The organism is Kribbella steppae (assembly GCF_004342025.1).
In the GTDB taxonomy this organism is placed as follows: domain Bacteria; phylum Actinomycetota; class Actinomycetes; order Propionibacteriales; family Kribbellaceae; genus Kribbella; species Kribbella steppae.
This window is the reverse complement of record NZ_SLWN01000012.1, coordinates 73,956-90,076: the sequence shown is the minus strand read 5'-3', so window position 1 is coordinate 90,076 and position 16,121 is coordinate 73,956. Positions and strand designations below refer to the sequence as shown.

The 16,121-nt window shown below is 67.8% G+C and carries 18 protein-coding genes; 12 read left to right on the top strand and 6 right to left on the bottom strand.

The features are described 5' to 3' along the window. Positions 1 to 223 precede the first annotated feature (223 nt). The 3 genes from EV652_RS31260 (at position 224) to EV652_RS31250 (ending at position 3,747) form a co-directional block, all read left to right on the top strand. Entirely contained in the window at positions 224 to 1,687 is a 1,464-nt protein-coding gene (locus EV652_RS31260) for a SulP family inorganic anion transporter (protein ID WP_242002121.1), read from the top strand. A gap of 304 nt (positions 1,688 to 1,991) precedes the next feature. Continuing rightward, on the top strand, positions 1,992 to 2,438 hold the full coding sequence (locus EV652_RS31255) for a CBS domain-containing protein (protein ID WP_132212878.1): 447 nt from the start codon (positions 1,992 to 1,994) through the stop codon (positions 2,436 to 2,438). Between the two features lie 19 nt (positions 2,439 to 2,457). Then, entirely contained in the window at positions 2,458 to 3,747 is a 1,290-nt protein-coding gene (locus EV652_RS31250; RefSeq protein ID WP_132212877.1) for an ArsB/NhaD family transporter, read from the top strand. Here the strand turns inward: EV652_RS31250 and EV652_RS31245 are convergent. Together EV652_RS31245 and EV652_RS31240 are read right to left on the bottom strand one after the other, a co-directional pair. Next, a complete protein-coding gene (locus EV652_RS31245; RefSeq protein WP_132212876.1) occupies positions 3,729 to 4,952 on the bottom strand; it encodes an RNA polymerase sigma factor in 1,224 nt (407 codons plus the stop codon). The genes EV652_RS31250 and EV652_RS31245 overlap by 19 nt on opposite strands. Positions 4,953 to 4,964: 12 nt before the next feature. Continuing rightward, positions 4,965 to 5,339 carry a YciI family protein gene (locus EV652_RS31240; RefSeq protein WP_132212875.1) on the bottom strand — a complete coding sequence of 125 codons (375 nt, stop codon included), beginning with the start codon at positions 5,337 to 5,339 and terminating at the stop codon, positions 4,965 to 4,967. A 125-nt stretch (positions 5,340 to 5,464) separates the two neighbouring features. Here EV652_RS31240 and EV652_RS31235 point away from each other — a divergent pair, with 125 nt between their 5' ends. The 3 genes from EV652_RS31235 to EV652_RS31225 are packed head-to-tail and all read left to right on the top strand — an operon-like array spanning position 5,465 to position 7,055. Continuing rightward, positions 5,465 to 6,253, top strand: coding sequence for a helix-turn-helix transcriptional regulator (locus EV652_RS31235; RefSeq protein ID WP_132212874.1), 789 nt, complete (start codon positions 5,465 to 5,467; stop codon positions 6,251 to 6,253). A gap of 23 nt (positions 6,254 to 6,276) precedes the next feature. Then, the gene (locus EV652_RS31230) at positions 6,277 to 6,666 is read left to right on the top strand and encodes a VOC family protein (protein ID WP_132212873.1); all 390 of its coding nucleotides are present in this window, start codon (positions 6,277 to 6,279) and stop codon (positions 6,664 to 6,666) included. After that, positions 6,666 to 7,055, top strand: coding sequence for a hypothetical protein (locus tag EV652_RS31225; protein ID WP_132212872.1), 390 nt, complete (start codon positions 6,666 to 6,668; stop codon positions 7,053 to 7,055). The genes EV652_RS31230 and EV652_RS31225 overlap by 1 nt, the downstream gene beginning before the upstream one ends. Here the strand turns inward: EV652_RS31225 and EV652_RS31220 are convergent. Both EV652_RS31220 and EV652_RS44205 read right to left on the bottom strand, forming a co-directional pair. Further along, positions 7,021 to 7,461 (bottom strand): SRPBCC family protein, encoded by a 441-nt coding sequence (locus EV652_RS31220; protein ID WP_132212871.1) that lies wholly within the window; start codon positions 7,459 to 7,461, stop codon positions 7,021 to 7,023. The two genes, EV652_RS31225 and EV652_RS31220, sit on opposite strands and share 35 nt — an antisense overlap. Before the next feature lie 53 nt (positions 7,462 to 7,514). Beyond that, positions 7,515 to 7,688, bottom strand: a complete 174-nt coding sequence (locus EV652_RS44205; protein ID WP_158441300.1) for a hypothetical protein — start codon at positions 7,686 to 7,688, stop codon at positions 7,515 to 7,517. Between the two features lie 163 nt (positions 7,689 to 7,851). On the opposite strand from EV652_RS44205, the gene EV652_RS44200 reads away from it, so the two are divergent. The 4 genes from EV652_RS44200 (at position 7,852) to EV652_RS31205 (ending at position 11,717) form a co-directional block, all read left to right on the top strand. Then, a complete protein-coding gene (locus EV652_RS44200; RefSeq protein ID WP_158441298.1) occupies positions 7,852 to 8,043 on the top strand; it encodes a hypothetical protein in 192 nt (63 codons plus the stop codon). Beyond that, positions 7,971 to 8,546, top strand: a complete 576-nt coding sequence (locus EV652_RS31215; RefSeq protein WP_132212870.1) for an N-acyl homoserine lactonase family protein — start codon at positions 7,971 to 7,973, stop codon at positions 8,544 to 8,546. Before EV652_RS44200 ends, EV652_RS31215 begins: the two co-directional genes overlap by 73 nt. Positions 8,547 to 8,662: 116 nt before the next feature. After that, on the top strand, positions 8,663 to 10,660 hold the full coding sequence (ligA, locus tag EV652_RS31210; protein WP_132212869.1) for an NAD-dependent DNA ligase LigA: 1,998 nt from the start codon (positions 8,663 to 8,665) through the stop codon (positions 10,658 to 10,660). A 70-nt stretch (positions 10,661 to 10,730) separates the two neighbouring features. Then, a complete protein-coding gene (locus tag EV652_RS31205; protein ID WP_132212868.1) occupies positions 10,731 to 11,717 on the top strand; it encodes an SDR family oxidoreductase in 987 nt (328 codons plus the stop codon). 38 nt (positions 11,718 to 11,755) lie between these two features. Here the strand turns inward: EV652_RS31205 and EV652_RS31200 are convergent, their stop codons facing one another. Together EV652_RS31200 and EV652_RS31195 are read right to left on the bottom strand one after the other, a co-directional pair. Further along, positions 11,756 to 12,232, bottom strand: a complete 477-nt coding sequence (locus EV652_RS31200) for a DUF488 domain-containing protein (protein ID WP_242002120.1) — start codon at positions 12,230 to 12,232, stop codon at positions 11,756 to 11,758. 80 nt (positions 12,233 to 12,312) lie between these two features. Next, positions 12,313 to 12,666 (bottom strand): RidA family protein, encoded by a 354-nt coding sequence (locus EV652_RS31195; protein ID WP_132213071.1) that lies wholly within the window; start codon positions 12,664 to 12,666, stop codon positions 12,313 to 12,315. 178 nt (positions 12,667 to 12,844) lie between these two features. Between EV652_RS31195 and EV652_RS31190 the strand changes: the two genes are divergently transcribed. Both EV652_RS31190 and EV652_RS31185 read left to right on the top strand, forming a co-directional pair. Continuing rightward, complete coding sequence (locus tag EV652_RS31190; RefSeq protein ID WP_132212866.1) at positions 12,845 to 13,825, top strand: helix-turn-helix transcriptional regulator; 981 nt, start codon at positions 12,845 to 12,847, stop codon at positions 13,823 to 13,825. Between the two features lie 89 nt (positions 13,826 to 13,914). Beyond that, complete coding sequence (locus EV652_RS31185; RefSeq protein WP_132212865.1) at positions 13,915 to 16,068, top strand: hypothetical protein; 2,154 nt, start codon at positions 13,915 to 13,917, stop codon at positions 16,066 to 16,068. Positions 16,069 to 16,121: the final 53 nt, after the last annotated feature.

The following is a 16,121-nucleotide window of genomic DNA, read 5'->3' as shown; positions in this document are numbered from 1 at the left end:
GGTCTGAGTCGGTGAGGCGATCTGGTACTCCTCACCCGTCTGCCCCTGATCAAGCGACCCTCGTGCCGTCGCGCCCGCGCAAGGACGCGCGGACGCCGGCCTGCGCCGAGGTGCCGCCTGTGCCTTGCCTGGAGACCGAATGACCTCGCTGGCGCCTGAGTCAGCCACGCCCGAACCCGTTCCGTCCCAGCCATCGCCCCTCGATGAAGGCGATCTCACGTCCGTGCGGGCCGCCCTTCGCTCTCCGCGGCGGTTGCGGACCGAGGTGCTGGCCGGCCTCGTCGTCGGGCTGGCTCTGATTCCCGAGGCGATCAGCTTCTCGATCATCGCCGGCGTCGACCCGCGGGTCGGGTTGTTCGCCTCCTTCACCATGGCGGTGTCGATCGCGTTCCTCGGCGGGCGCCCGGCGATGATCTCCGCCGCGACCGGAGCGGTAGCGCTGGTGATCGCGCCGGTCATGCGCGACCACGGCTTCGAGTACCTCGTGGCCACGGTGATCCTGGCCGGGATCCTGCAGGTGATCCTGGGTGTTCTCGGCGTTGCGCGGCTGATGCGGTTCATTCCCCGCTCGGTCATGGTCGGGTTCGTCAACGCGCTGGCGATCCTCATCTTCCTGGCGCAACTCCCGCACCTGACGCACGTGCCGTGGCTGGTCTACCCGCTCGTCGCCGGCGGCATCGTGGTGATGGTGTTCCTGCCGAAGCTGACCAAGGCGGTCCCGGCTCCCCTGGTCGCCATCCTCGCCGTCACGGTGTTCGTGGCGCTGACAGCCGTGACCGTTCCGACCGTCGGCGACGAGGGCAAACTCCCCGACAGCCTCCCCTCGCTGTTCTTCCCCGACGTGCCGCTGAACCTGGACACACTCCGCATCATCGCGCCGTACGCCGTGGGGATGGCGCTCGTCGGCCTGCTCGAGTCCTTGATGACCGCCAAGCTCGTCGACGACATCACCGACACCCACTCGGCCAAGACCCGCGAGGCGTGGGGACAGGGCGCATCGAACATCATCACCGGCTTCTTCGGCGGCATGGGCGGCTGCGCCATGATCGGCCAGACGATGATCAACGTGAAAGCCTCCGGTGCCCGGACCCGGATCTCCACCTTCCTCGCCGGTGTCTTCCTTCTCATCCTGGTCGTTGGTCTCGGTGACCTCGTCGGCGACATCCCCATGGCGGCGCTGGTCGCGGTCATGATCATGGTCTCGGTCGGCACGCTCGACTGGCACAGCATCCACCCGAAGACGCTCCGCCGGATGCCACGCAGCGAGACCACCGTCATGGTGTCCACCGTCGTGGTGGTCGTCATCACCCACAACCTCGCCATCGGCGTCGTCGTCGGTGTCATCGTCGCGATGGTGCTGTTCGCCCGCCGCGTGGCCCACTTCACCACCGTCACCGCGACCACCCACCCCGACGAGGAGGACACCAAGATCTACGCCGTCACCGGTGAGCTCTTCTTTGCCTCCAGCAATGACCTGGTCTATCAGTTCGACTACCGGGGCGACCCGGCCACCGTGGTCATCGACCTGAGCGACTCGCACATCTGGGACGCGTCCACCGTGGCGACGCTGGACGCGATCACCACCAAGTACCAGCGGTACGGCAAAACCGTCCGCATCGTCGGCCTGAATCCCTCGAGCGCGGAGCGCCATGAGCGGCTCGCCGGGCAGCTCAGCGCCGGTCACTGAGACCTGACCGTTGTCGAGAATCGTGTTGCTCCCCTCGGCAACCAGAGGGTCATAGGCGGTTGCGCACGGCAATGGATTGGGTCGGCCCGTCGGCCCGGATTCGGATCGTTTGCGCCGGCACCGCCGGATGGGGGAAGCTTGGGCCTGGTGCGCCGGGAAGTCTGGTCGGCAGTGCTCGCCCTCAGCCGGGGTGCGGGCTGATCGACGGACCCCGGAGGCGGCGTGACACCGGCGGCATCGCACGTTCACCGTGACACCAGGCCGACTCTGCGCAGTCGCGCCGTACCGGGCGTATCGTGCAATCGTGCACGGAGAGCAGATGGCCGAAGACTTTCCAGTGGTGAGCCTGGACAGTGGCGCTCGGGAAGCGGTCGAACTGCTCGCCTCACGGCGGTTGCCAGGGCTGATCGTGGTGGACGAGAAGGGGCATCCTCACTCGGTGCTTCCGGCGTCCCAGGTGGTGCGGTTCCTCGTCCCGAGCTATGTCCAGGACGACCCGTCCCTGGCACGGGTGATCGACGAGTCGCTCGCCGACCAGGTCGCCGACAAGCTGACGAACAAGACCGTCCGGAACCTGCTGCCGTCCGAGCCTGTCGAGTTACCGGTGGTCAATCACGACGACACCGTGCTGGAGGTGGCTGCGATCATGGCGCGGCTGCGGAGCCCGCTGGTGGCAGTCATGAAAGACAAGGAGATCGTGGGCGCGATCACGGCCTCCCGGCTGCTCGAACTGGTGGTCACACCGCACTGATCGACCTGTCGGTGATCGCATGACTGTGATCGCTGTGGTCGTCTTTGTCATTGCCTATGTTCTGATCGCGACCGAGTGGACGCACAAACTGCTCGCCGCGCTCGGCGGGGCCGCCGTTCTGCTCGCCCTCGGGGTGACCGACTCCGAGCACGCGTTCTACTCCCACGACACCGGCATCGACTGGGACGTCATCTTCCTGCTGCTCGGGATGATGATCATCGTCGGCGTCCTGCGCCGTACCGGTGTCTTCGAGTACATCGCCATCTGGGCCGCCAAACGCGCCAAGGGCTCACCGCTGCGGGTGATGATCCTGCTGACGCTCATCACGGCCGTGGCCTCGGCATTCCTGGACAACGTCACCACCGTGCTGCTGATCGCACCCGTCACGCTGCTGGTGTGCGAGCGGCTCGGCATCAACCCGGTGCCGTTCCTGATCGCCGAGGTGATGGCATCGAACATCGGCGGCACGGCCACCCTGATCGGCGACCCGCCGAACATCATCATCGCCAGCCGGTCCGGACTGACCTTCAACGACTTCCTGATCCACCTGACGCCGCTGGTCGTCATCACCCTCGTCGTCTTCACCCTCGTCCTGCCGCGGTTGTTCAAAGGGTCGTTCGCCGTCGACCCGGACAAGGTCGGGAACGTCCTGCGGCTGAACGAACGCGAAGCGATCCAGGACCCGCGGCTGCTGATCAAGTGCGGCGTCGTACTGCTGGCCGTCTTCGCCGGGTTCATCGGGCACTCGGTGTTCCATGTCGCGCCGTCGGTCGTCGCCCTCCTGGGCGCCGGTCTGCTGGTTCTGATCTCCCGGGTACCAACCAAGGACTACATGAGCAGCGTCGAATGGCAGACGCTGCTGTTCTTCGCCGGCCTCTTCATCATGGTCGGCGCGCTCGTCAAGACCGGCGTGATCGGCGACCTCGCCGAACAGGTCGGGGACGCGACCGCCGGCAAGCCACTGCTCGCCGTCATGCTGATCCTCGTCGTGTCAGCGGTCCTGTCCGGCATTATCGACAACATTCCGTACGTCGCCACGATGAGCCCCGTCGTCCTCGAACTCACCAAGAATGTCGCCGATCCCGCCCACGCACAGGCCCTGTGGTGGGCACTCGCCGCGGGCGCCGACTTCGGCGGCAACGCGACCGCCGTCGGTGCCAGTGCCAACGTCGTCGTGATCGGCATCGCGTTGCGGGCCGGGTATCCGATCAGCTTCTGGGAGTTCACCCGCAAAGGCATCGTGATGACCGCGATCACGATCCTCGTCGCGGCGCCGTACCTGTGGCTGCGCTACTTCGTCCTGTCCTGACCTCGCTCGACGAGTTCGGCCTGTCCTCGCAAGAACCGCGTCGCAGACTCGGTACTGGCCAACTCCGCGGCACGGGCATATGCCTTCGCGGCCTCTTCTCGTCGTCCGAGTCGCTGCAGCATCGAACCGCGTGCGGCGTGCAACGGGTAGTAGTTGGACAGGTCGCCGGCGATCTCCTCGATGAGGAGCAGGCCGCGGTCAGGCCCTTGGGTCTCGGCCACGGCGACGGCTCGGTTCAGCGCCACCACGGGTGTCGGCATGACCGCGATCAGCCGGTCGTAGAACCGGACGATCGACGTCCAGTTCGTATCCTCGTAGCGGCCTGCCGCGCAATGCAGCGCTTGGATCGCGGCTTGCAGCTGGAACGGCCCGAGCCGGCGTCGCCGCAGACACGCCAGCACGAGCGCCTGCCCCTCGGCGATCAGCGAGCGATCCCAGAGCGACCGATCCTGGTCTTTCAGCAGCACCACGTCACCGTCCCCGCCACGCGCCGGTACGCGTGCATCGCTGAGGAGCATCAGGGCCAGCAAACCCACAGCCTCGGGCTCTGCCGGCATCAGGTCGACCAGGCGCCGGGTGAGCCGAATCGCCTCGGCGCGAAGGTCGCGGCGGTTGAGGTCGTCCGCGCCCGCGTTGTACACCAGGTACAGCACCGAGAGCACCACCCGCAGCCGGCCCGGCAATTCGGCGTCGTCGGGCACCCGATAGGGGATGTGGGCCGCCTTGATCTTGTACTTCGCCCGCACCAGGCGTTTCGCCATGGTCTCCTCGCTCACCAGGAACGCCGAGGCCACCTCCGACGGGGTGAGGCCCGCGATGAGGCGGAGGGTGAGCGCCACCTGGTGCTCGACCCGGATGGCGGGGTGGCAGCAGGTGAAGACGAGCCGCAACTGGTCGTCGCGCATCGGCTCTGTCATCTCCGAGTCGGCGGTGGTTCCAGCACGAAGCCGGTCGGACGCGATTCCCTCGGCCAACTCGCGTCCGCGCCGGTTCCGGCGTACGACGTCGACGGCGCGGTTCCGCGCGGTCGTGACGATCCAGCCCGCCGGGTTGTCCGGGACGCCATCGCGCGGCCACCGATCCATGGCGGTCACGAAAGCATCCTGGACGGCGTCCTCGGCCAGCGTGATGTCACCGAAGAGCCTGGCCAGGGTGGCCACGGCCTGCCCGTGCGCCTCGCGGTAGGCCCGCTCGACGTCGTCCATCCACGACCTCCGTCAGTGGTCGGCCTGCACGCGTCCAGTCGCCCGGAAGGGTCGCACCTCGATGTCGTGGTTGATGGCCTCCACAACCTTCTCCGCCCACGCCAGCGCCGCATCGAGGTCCTCGGCGTTGATGATGTAAAGGCCGCCGATGTGCTCCTTCGTCTCCACGAAGGGTCCGTCGGTGGTTACCTTCTCCAGACCGGTGCCGCCCCTCACCACGGTGGCCGCGTCGGGGCCGTGCAGCGCGCCACCGAACTCGAACACACCGGCCCGATCCATCTCCTCCTCGAGTGCGATCACGCGGCCCATGAAGGCCTGCATCTCCTCAGGCGTGGACGGCGCATTGTTCCCCTCCGCGTCGTACACCGACAGCAGGTACTGATTCATCTGAACTCCTCGACTCCGCGGGACTCCCCCGCTCCGATCAACTGACGAATGGCAGAGACCCGATCAGGACAGCCCCGGAACTGAGGATGGCACTTTTTGTCCTTGGGCACGTCTAGCCTGCGGACATGAACCGCATCGACCGTCTGTACGCCCTCGTCGAGGAGCTGCGAGCGGCGGGATCAAGGGGCCGGACGGCGCGACAGCTGGCCGGACACTTCGAGGTCAGCGTCAGGACGGTCGAGCGTGACCTGAGTGCGCTCGGGCAGGCCGGTGTCCCGCTCGCGACCAAGCAGGGACGCACCGGTGGCTACACGCTCGACCGGTCGATGACCCTGCCGCCGCTCAACTTCACGCCACGCGAGGCGACGGCTGTGGCCGTGGCACTGAGTCGGAGCACCCACGTGCTCTTCACCCGCGATGCCCGGAGCGCGTTGCACAAGATCATGGCCGCCATGCCGGAGCGCGCACTCGAGGAGGCGCGCGCGGCCGCCGCGAAGATCAGGTTGCTCGTGCACCCAGTGCCTGATCCTGATGCCGACATCGCCGAGAAGATCTGGCGAGCTGTGCACGACAATCACGTGCTGCGCATCGCCTACATCGATGTCGGCGGCGTCGAGACCGAGCGCGAGATCGAGCCGCAGTACGTCGTCGTCGGTCCCAACGGCTCGTATCTCACCGCCTGGTGCCACCTGAGACAGGACGACCGGGTATTCCGAATGGACCGCATCACCAAGGCCGAGCGCACGCCGACACCGCCCCGCCCGCGGCACGCTGCCCCCGAGCTGAAGGTCGACGGCCACGAGACGAAGCTGCCGGAATCGGCGCTACGTCCCGAAGATCTGCTGCCGAACACCGACATAGGGCTGTCGCGAGGCCCTGGGACGGTGGGTGCAGCCCGCCGCACCGGTGGGTGATCCGCACGATGAAGGAGATACTCATGACCGCTCCCGCTCCCGGCGCCCTGGCCTGGTTCGAGGTCGCCACCAGCGACCCCGACGGCGCCCAGAAGTTCTATGGCAGCCTCTTCGACTGGACCTTCGTGGCAGACGGCCCGGCAGCCGCCGGCGGTATGGACTACCGCAACATCAGGGCCTCCGGAGCCGACGCGCCGATGGGCGGCCTCTTCGGCACCGGTGGGCAACTGCCCGACCACGCGGTGTTCTACATCCTCGTCGCCGATGTCGAGGCCACCTGCGCCGACGCGGAGCAGCTCGGCGGCTCGGTGGTCAGCAAGCACCTCGACCCAGGCCCCGGCGCCCCGGCATTCGCCTACCTGCGCGACCCGTCAGGCAACCAGTTCGGAGTCTTCACCCCGCCGGCAGCCTGATGGCACGAGACACCAAGCGCACGTCCCCGCCGGACGACCCCGGCGGGGAGGACGCCCGTGACCTCTACGACGAGCTCACCGACGACCTGCTCTACGACCCCGCGATCGGCCGGTCGACGATGATGGGCTACCCCTGCATCCGGCTGGCGGGGAGGTTCCTCGCGTCGTACGACGTCAAGGCCGGCCAACTGGTCGTGAAACTGCCGAGCGAGCGGGTCGCCGAACTCGTGCGGACCGGCACCGGCGACCACTTCGCCCCGGCCGGCAAGGTGTTCCGTGAGTGGGTGGCGATCCCCACGATCGATCGCCGGCTCTGGCGCACCCTGCTCGCCGAGGGCGTCGCCTTCGCCCGGATCAGCGGGATTCGAGGAGGGACTTCAGGCGGGTGAGATCCTTCTGGTTGGCGCGGCGCATCGCGGCGGACATCAGCGGTGCGGCGACGCCGGCGAACCCCGAAGGTTCACCGCGGTTGCGCAGCGACATGTGCGTGGATCGCTCACCCGACGGCGACCACTGGTAGCTGGTCTCCATCGGGAACGGGCCCTGCGCGGTCCGCATCACCAACCGCTCCAGCGGAACCAGTTCGACAACTTCATACGTGTACGCGAGCCGCCGGCCCAGGAAGTGCGCCACGAAGTCCATCCGCGATCCGACGGCGACCGGCGGCTCGGTGCGCCACCGGACCGACTCGATGTTGGCGTACCACTCAGGCGCGTTCGACGGATCCCCGACGTACGCGGCCACCTCCTGTACCGGTCGCTCGATCACGACCTCGGTCAGCACATCGACGGCCATCACGTTTCCTTGTCGAAGTACCGTGCCGGAGGTGGCAAGCGCGAGTGCGCCGCTCAGCCCTGCTTGCCGCGGCGCATCCGGGCAATGAGGGTCCCGAACCACGCGGTGCTTCTCCGGCTGCGTGGCTCTCGGACGGGCAGCGGGGTCGACAGCGCGTCGACTGCCGACGGCGGCCCTGTCGGCGCCTGCTCGGCGGGTTCGTTGTGCGCGTGGTTTCTGGCAGACATGACATCTCCTGAAGGAGAGCCGGTTAGGCCGGCACCTCCACGTGGCATGTCGTCAATTCCGGAACTACCGACAGTGTACGCCTCCTTGCGTCGCGACACGGAGACTTCGTCAGGTCAGACGCTCATCAGCACCGCGGTACCGAGGCTAGACAGCGTCGGTGCGGTGCCGGGTCGGGTCGAGGTGCCGTTGAGCGGCGGTCAGCGCAAGGCGGGCGTGTTCCTTGGCGCCGAACTGGGCAACACGGTCGGCATGCGGAATCTCCAGGGCGTACGGGATTCCGGGTGGGAGGGCGGAGAGGATGGACTCGAGGTCTATGCCGCGACCGCGACGACGCGGTCGATCACGTCGTACTGACTCATCTGCACTACGACCACACGGGCACGGCGCGAGACTTCGGGAACGCGAAATACGTCGTACAGGAGGCCGAACTCGATTACTGGACGTCCCCCTGGCCGGCCCGGATCATCAGGGAGAGCTGGCTGCTCGAAGACAAGGATCTCGCGCAATTGCAGGACGCCCAGGCGGACGGCCGCGTACTTGTGGCGAGTGGCGACGCGACGATCGTGCCCGGCCTGAGCGTTCACCTCGTCGGCGGGCACACCGCCGGTATGCAGGTGGTACGGCTACAGACCGCCATCGGGAACGTCGTCCTCGCCTCCGACGCAAGCCACTTCTACGAGAACCTCGACGAGGACCGTCCGTTTCCGATCCTGTCCACCACGACCGGCATGTACGGCGCCTTCGACCGCATCAAACAGCTCGCCGACTCCCCCGACCACATCGTCGCCGGCCACGACCCGCTCGTCCTCGACCGCTTCCCGCTGCTCACTCCGAACATCGCAGTCATCGCCGGCTGACGTGTGCTCGACCTCGATGTCCAGCATCTGCCGGGGACGATCCCGGGTCTGCGATGGGACGGCGACTGGCGCGGGTACACGCACTTTGTCGGGGCACGCGGGTAATGTCCTGGCCCGTGGACGTTGGGGAGCGCATTCAGGAACTTGCCGATCGGATCGTCGTACTGCGGGACGCCTACTACCGGGGTTCGCCGGCGGTGGCCGACGCGGAGTACGACGCGATCGAGGACGAGCTGCGGACGCTGATCGAGGCCAACCCGGAGCTGGCGCCCGACCCGAATCCGTTGGACCAGGTGGGTGCGCCCGCTGTGTTGCACGCGCCCATCCGGCACTCGATGCCGATGCTCTCACTGGAGAAGGCGACCCGCCCCGAACAGGTCGAGGCCTTCTTCAGCCGCTTTCCTGGCCAGTCGGTGGTCGTCATGCCGAAGCTGGACGGCCTGTCACTGGCTCTGGTCTACGAGAACGGGCAACTGGCACGAGCGATCACCCGCGGCGACGGGACGACCGGCGATGACGTGACCCCGCTCGTGCGGGCACTCACCGACGGAGTCCCGGACCGGCTCGACGTACGCGACCGCGTCGAGGTCCGCGGTGAGGCGGTCATGTTGCGCTCAACCTTCGCAGCCTACAACGCAGCCCACCCTGACAAGCCCCTGATCAACCCGAGGAACGCCGCCGCCGGCACACTCCGCGCCAAGGACCCGGCCACTGTTGCCGAACGGCGTCTGCAGTTCTTCGCGTTCGACCTGCTCAGCGACCGCGACGACGCCGCCGCCGATCTCGAGCGCGCGTTGCAGACGATGGGATTCACCGTCGCGGACATGCGGCACTGCGACGACGCCACTGCGGCGCAGGCGGTGATCACCACGATCGAGCAGCAACGCAACGAGCTGGACTACGACCTGGACGGCGCCGTACTGCGGTTGGCCGATCGCGCCGCCTTCGCCGCCGCCGGCACCCGCTCCAGCTCGCCTCGCGGCGCACTGGCGTACAAGTTCGCCGCCGAGGAGAAGACCACCGTGCTGGCCGACGTGGTCTGGGACGTCGGCAAGACCGGCAAGATCGCGCCAGTCGCCTGGCTGGAGCCCGTCTTCGTCGGCGGTACGACGGTCACCCGCGCGACGCTGGCCAACCAGGAAGTGATCCGCGCCCGCGACATCAAGATCGGCGACACGGTCCTGGTACGCCGTGCCGGCGACGTGATCCCGTTCGTCGCCGGCGTACTCGACGCGTCCAAGCGGACGGGAGCGGAGCGAGACATCGTGCCGCCGGCGGTGTGCCCGTCGTGCGAGCAGGCCCTGACCGAGCAAGGCAACAGCCGCGAACTGTTCTGCACCAACGTCGCCTGCCCCGCCCAGACCGTACGACGGCTGATCCACTGGGCGTCCCGGGCGGCCGCCGACATCGACGCGATCGGCGGGGTCTGGATCGAACGGCTGGCCGAAGCGGGGATCCTCGAACACCCGTCGGACTTCTACCAGCTCACCAAGGAAGGGCTGCTCGAGTTCGACCGCATCGGCGAGGTCTCAGCTGCCCGCATGATCGACTCGATCGACGCGAGCCGCCAGGTCGGCCTCCGCCGAGCACTGATCGGCCTCGCGATCCCCATGGCATCCGCAGGCACGGCGGCCAGGCTGTGCCGAGCCGGATTCGCCTCCCTGGAAGAGGTCGCCGACGCAGGCGTCGACGGGCTCGTCGCCGTAGACGACATCGGCGCCAAGGTCGCCGCCTCACTGATCGAGCACCTCGCCCGGTTACGCCCCGAGCTCGAGCGGCTCCGCGCGGCCGGCGTCTCGCTGGACGTGCGCCAGGAAGACCTCCCACCGGTCGTCGTATCCGGTGCCCCGCTGGCCGGTAAGACCGTCGTCGTCACCGGCGCCATCAGCGACCCACGCTCCGGCGAGAAGGTCGCGCGCCCAGCCTTCCAGCGCCTCTGTGAAAGGGCCGGCGCGACCATCGCCTCATCGGTCTCGGCAAGCACCGACCTCCTCATCACCGGCGCCGACGTCGGCGCCGCCAAACTCACCAAGGCCGAAAAACTCGGTGTCACCGTGGTCGATCAGTCCGAGATCTGGCAACAACTCCAAGCCGCCGACCTACTCGGCCGCTGACCGGAGAATTGCCTGGTCGGCACTACCTGGCACCGCGCCCACGACAGTGCGATCTGGAGGAGATCTTCGAATGAGTGGCCTGCGTGTTCTCTTTCTCGGCGGGACCGGAATCATCAGTTCGGCATGTTCCTGGCGAGCCATCGAAGCAGGACTCGACCTCACGGTCGTCAACCGTGGGCAGACCTCGGTCCGCCCCCTCCCGCCAGGGGCGCAACAGATCACCGCTGACATCAACGACCGAGCAGCCTTCGCCGCAGTCGCCGGCCAGGACTTCGACGTAGTGGTCGACTGGCTGGCGTTCACGCCCGACCAGGTACGCGCTCGCACGGATGCGCTGCGCGGACATGTCGGCCAGTACGTCTTCATCAGCTCCGCCTCGGCGTACCAGACGCCACCGTCCCGCTTGCCGATCACCGAGTCCACGCCGTTGCGGAACCCCTTCTGGCAGTACTCGCGCAACAAGATCGCCTGCGAGGACCTCCTGACCACTCTCTACCGTGAGGAGGGCTTCCCGGTCACCATCGTGCGGCCCTCCCACACGTACGACCGCACCCTCGTCCCGTTCGACGGCGGCTGGACGATCGTCGAACGAATGCGTCGCGGTCAACCCGTCGTGGTGCACGGTGACGGGACCTCGCTGTGGACCCTGACGCACCACCGCGACTTCGCCCGCGGATTCGTCCCGCTGCTCGGCCACCCCCGCACGTTCGGCGAGGCCTTCCAAATCACCTCCGACGACGTCCTGACCTGGGACCAGATTGCGAACGCGCTCGCCACGGCAGCCGGGACGTCAGCACAGATCGTCCACGTCCCCTCGGACGCCATCGCCGCCGCGCATCAGGGGTGGGGCGACGGCCTCCGCGGCGACAAGGCCCATTCGGCGGTCTTCGACAACAGCAAACTCCGCCAAGTGGTCCCGGACTTCGTCGCCACCATCCCCTTCGAAGCAGGCGCCCGCGAGATCATCGCCTGGTACGACGAAGACCCGACCCGACGCCGCATCGACGACAGCATCGACGAAGCGATGAACACCCTCATCGCCCGCTACACGCCTTGACCGTGGTCAGCCCTGCAATGCCGGTAGCCGATCATCCGTCACCACGGGCGCAGGTGCTCGATCGTGACGCGGTGCTGCTCGGCCAGCCGCTGCGCGATCAACGAGCGGTGGCAGGCCTCTGGGTCGCGCTCGACACAGAGCAGCGCTGCGGTTCCGCTGCTCGGCAGCGCCGACACGATCGGTGTGAGGTCGGCGCTGTCGAGGATCTCGGTGGTGTAGCGGCGGGTGTACTCGGCAGCGAGTTCGCGGCGCGAGCGCTTGCCGACCCCTTGGCGGTCGTCCTCGGCGTACTGGAGCTGGCGTAGCTCGGTGGTTGGGGCGAGCTCGAGGTGGTGCTCGTAGGCGATCCGGGCCTGGGCGAGGGCCGCCTGCAGCCGGGCCGAGTTCGCCCAGGCGTACTCGGGTCCGCGGACACCGCGGCGCTGACGGACGTCGAGCACGAGGCGGACGTTCGCCTCCCGCAGTCGTTGCAGGAAGGAGTCGCCGTCGAAGCCGTAGACGCCGATTGTCACCATTCTGAGCACTCGAAATCACCTATCTGCCTGCTACTCGGGCCGGTTCAACCGGCACGAGTAGCGGAGGCGGCGAGGTCGCATCACGCGACGGCGGTTCCCTCGAGTTCGACCAACTGGCCGGGGATCGCCAGCCGCGTCACCCCGAGCATCGTGGTGGTCGGCGCCACCCCGGCGGCGCCCAACCGCGACGCCAGCACCCCGTAGTGCGGGAACAGCAGATCGACGTCGGTGGTGTAGACGTTGAGCCGGACGAGGTTCGCGAGGGACATGCCGGCCTCGCCGAGCACGGCCTCCAGGTTGTCGAGGCTCAGCGCCAACTGCGCTGCCATGTCCCCTTCGTGCTGGGGCTTGCCGTCGCCGCTCATCGCGGTCTGTCCCGAGCAGTACAGGGTCCGGGTGTGCCCGGAGACGATCTCACCTTGGTTGAATCCCATCTCCACCGACCACGTCACCGGGTTGACTGCCGTTCGTTCTGTTGCCACATCAGCTCCATTCGATGCATTGCGAGCACGTACGTCCAGCGGCTCGGTAGCCGCCATCCCTGACGTCGTGCTGACGAACCTCCCAACAAATCACGACATCCTTGGTCAGGTATTCGGATAAAGTTCTCGTATGCGCGCCGACCGGTTGGTCTCGCTGGTGCTGCTGCTGCGCCAGCGCGGTCGGCTGACTGCGGACACGCTGGCCCGCGAGCTGGAGGTATCCACCCGGACCGTGCTGCGCGACATCGAGGCGCTGTCCGCGGCCGGCGTCCCGGTCTACGCCGAACGCGGCCGGCACGGCGGTTTCGCGTTGCTGCCCGGCTTCCGGACCGAGCTCACCGGACTGAACCACGACGAGGCTCTTGCCTTGCTGACCGCCGGATCAGGGCGCGGCGAGCAGGTATTCGGCCTCAGCTCGGCCCTCGCTTCGGCCATGCGCAAGGTGGTTGACGCGCTGCCCGAAAGCCATCGGGCCACCGCGAGCGACGCGGCCCAGCGATTTCTCGTCGACCCGGAGAGCGACCTGCTCTCACGCCGGCTGGTCACTGAGGAGGTACCCAACACCACAATGATCGAGGTCCGGCGCGCGGTGCTCGCCGGACACAAGCTCCGCATCCACTACGCAGCCACCGGCCAGACGCCAGAGTGGCGCACGGTCGACCCGATAGGCCTGGTCACCGTACGCGACCGGGCTTACTTGCTGGCCACGAGATCCGGCGCGGACCGCACCTACCGGCTGTCGCGGGTGTTGGCCGCCGAAGTACTCCCCGAACCGGCACAGCGACCAAACCGGGTCGATCTCGACCGGATCTGGCGGGAACGCTCCGCGCAGTTTCTCTCCGGCGGCGACCACATCACTGTGCTGGTCAGGCTGAACCCGGCGCGGCGGGAGGAACTGCTGGACACCGCGTTGGCCGTCCGCGCAGAAGAACCCGACGCAGACGGCTGGCTGCGGCTGGAGGTGACCTTCCAAGATTCCCGACACGCCGAATGGGCGCTGTGGCAGCTGAGCACGGACGCGGAAGCCCTGACCCCGCAGTCGTTGCGCACGTCTCTGCGCAACCGCGCCGCCGAGATCGCCACCCGCTACGGAGACTCAGCCCGGACGTAGCGGGCCGCTGTCCAGTTCCTGACGTCACACTGGCGCCCGCGTACCGGACCGGCCAGGGTTGATGACAATCGAGGAAACGGGAAGGGCGCATGACGAACAGCAACGTCGGCAACCACACCACCACCGACAAGCGCGGCGAGGCGACCGGCTTCCAGGAGCAGGCGCCGTACGACGAATCGATCGACCTGCGCACCGATTTCGTGATGGTCTACGGCCTCAACGACACCACGGCGCAGCGCATCGCCCGGTGGCGCGAGGCCGGCTATCGCGTGCACCTGATGACCGGCATCTCCTGGGGCACCTATCAGGACTATCTGGATGGACGGTGGGACGGCTCCGACCACTGGGCCGACGCGCAGACCGCGGGCGACGGATCGCCGATCCTGCACGGTCACAGCACCGACATCCCGTACATGGTCCCGACGTTCACCTTCACCGAGTACCTGGTGCAGAAGCTTCGCCCGATCATCGAACTCGGTGTCGAAGGCATCCACCTCGAAGAGCCGGAATTCTGGGCCCGCGCCGGCTACTCGGAATCGTTCAAGCGGGAGTGGCAGGCCTTCTTCGGTGAGCCGTGGCAGGCCCCGCACAGCACTGCCGAAGCGCACTTCCGCGCCGGTCAGCTCAAGCAGCACCTGCTCTCCCGCAGCCTCGACCGGGTCACCTCCGTGCTGCGCGACGAGGCCCTCCAGCTGGGCCGCCAGGTGCGCTTCTACGTCCCGACCCACAGCCTCCTGAACTACACCCAGTGGCAGATCATCAGCCCCGAATCACGTCTGCGGACGCTGCCCTCGATCGACGGCGCCATCGCGCAGGTGTGGACCGGAACCTCCCGCACGCCCAACGTGTACGCCGGAAAGGTCGCCGAGCGCACGTTCGAGACGGCCTACCTGGAGTACGGCATCGCCCAGGACCTCACCCGCGGCACGGACCGTCGCATGTGGTTCCTGCACGACCCGATCGAGGACCACCCGGACCGCACCTGGGAGGACTACCTGACCAACTACCAGCGCACCCTCGTCGCCTCGCTGCTGCACCCGGGCGTCTCGCGGTACGAGGTGGCGCCGTGGCCCAACCGGATCTTCAACCGCCCCTACCTGCGCGAGGGATCCACCGAACGGCAGCCCATTCCGCCGGACACCGCCACCAGCTACCTGATCGCCATGAACAGCCTGCGCGACCTGGACCAGCCAGAGGTGCGCTGGGCTCAGGAAGGACCGCGGATCGGGATCGCGCTGTCGGACACCGCCATGTTCCAGCGCTGGTCCCCCGGTGGCGACTGTGCACATGACGAGGGGGGACATTACGACGGTCTGCAGGACGCCCTGGCGCTGGAAGGCCGCGAGCAGTTGCACTTCTCCGACTTCTACGGTCTGGCGCTGCCACCGCTGTGCGACGGGCAGCGGGTCTGCCCGGTCCAACTGGAGAACGTGATCGACACTCCCGATGCACTGGACGATGTCGACGTACTCGTCCTGAGCTACGAATTCCAGAAGCCGCTGGCGCCCGGCATCCATTACGCGCTGGCCGGGTGGGTCAGCCGCGGCGGCAGCCTGCTGTACGTCGGCGACGGCGCCGACCCGTACCACGAGATCCGCTCCTGGTGGACCGGCCGCTACGACACCTGCGCCGACCACCTGGCGGAGGCACTCGGTGCGGATCGCAAGCGCGACGGCGTCCAGCCGATCGGGCAGGGCCGGGTCCGGTTCCTTCCGTCCCGGCCGGCCGACTTCACCGAATCACCGGAACGCGCAGCCGAGCTGGTCGCGGCGATCCGCGAGCTGGCCGAGAAGGGCGGCCACACCTGGGAATCCACCAACTGGCTGTCGGTGCAGCGCGGTCCGTACCTCGTCGGCGCCGTGCTGGAGGAGGCCGGCGGCTCGCACGTCGTCGAGGGCAAATACCTCGATCTGCTCGACCCGCAACTGGGCATCGTCCGGCAGCGGGAACTGGGCCCGGGCCAGCTGACCTGGCTCCGCGACCTGACCTACGACGAAGAACCGCTGCTGGCCTCCGCCGGTCGGGTCGTGGACTGGGAACGCGACCAGACCGGGATCCGCTTCGGCTGCGAGGCGCCGCGCGGGGTGCAGGTCACGACCGCGCTGCGCGTTCCGGCCGAGCCGGCGGCCATTCGGGCCGATGGCGCCGACGTCACCGACCTGCGGTACGACGCCGAGGTCGGTGTGCTGTGGCTGCGGCATCCCGGCGTTCCCGGTGGAACCCGCGTCGAGATCAAGTTCTGAACCGCGGCCAGACCTGGGGCGTCCTCCACGATCTGCGACGAAAGCCGCTCGAA

Coding starts and splice junctions, on each gene's coding strand:
- EV652_RS31205 (WP_132212868.1), top strand. CDS start 10,731: ATGAGTGGCCTGCGTGTTCTCTTTCTCGGCGGGACCGGAATCATCAGT.
- EV652_RS31190 (WP_132212866.1), top strand. CDS start 12,845: ATGCGCGCCGACCGGTTGGTCTCGCTGGTGCTGCTGCTGCGCCAGCGC.
- EV652_RS44205 (WP_158441300.1), bottom strand. CDS start 7,688: ATGTCTGCCAGAAACCACGCGCACAACGAACCCGCCGAGCAGGCGCCG.
- EV652_RS31245 (WP_132212876.1), bottom strand. CDS start 4,952: ATGGACGACGTCGAGCGGGCCTACCGCGAGGCGCACGGGCAGGCCGTG.
- EV652_RS31230 (WP_132212873.1), top strand. CDS start 6,277: ATGACCGCTCCCGCTCCCGGCGCCCTGGCCTGGTTCGAGGTCGCCACC.
- EV652_RS31200 (WP_242002120.1), bottom strand. CDS start 12,232: ATGGTGACAATCGGCGTCTACGGCTTCGACGGCGACTCCTTCCTGCAA.
- EV652_RS31250 (WP_132212877.1), top strand. CDS start 2,458: ATGACTGTGATCGCTGTGGTCGTCTTTGTCATTGCCTATGTTCTGATC.
- EV652_RS31225 (WP_132212872.1), top strand. CDS start 6,666: ATGGCACGAGACACCAAGCGCACGTCCCCGCCGGACGACCCCGGCGGG.
- EV652_RS31185 (WP_132212865.1), top strand. CDS start 13,915: ATGACGAACAGCAACGTCGGCAACCACACCACCACCGACAAGCGCGGC.
- EV652_RS31235 (WP_132212874.1), top strand. CDS start 5,465: ATGAACCGCATCGACCGTCTGTACGCCCTCGTCGAGGAGCTGCGAGCG.
- EV652_RS31220 (WP_132212871.1), bottom strand. CDS start 7,461: ATGGCCGTCGATGTGCTGACCGAGGTCGTGATCGAGCGACCGGTACAG.
- EV652_RS31195 (WP_132213071.1), bottom strand. CDS start 12,666: ATGGGATTCAACCAAGGTGAGATCGTCTCCGGGCACACCCGGACCCTG.
- EV652_RS31240 (WP_132212875.1), bottom strand. CDS start 5,339: ATGAATCAGTACCTGCTGTCGGTGTACGACGCGGAGGGGAACAATGCG.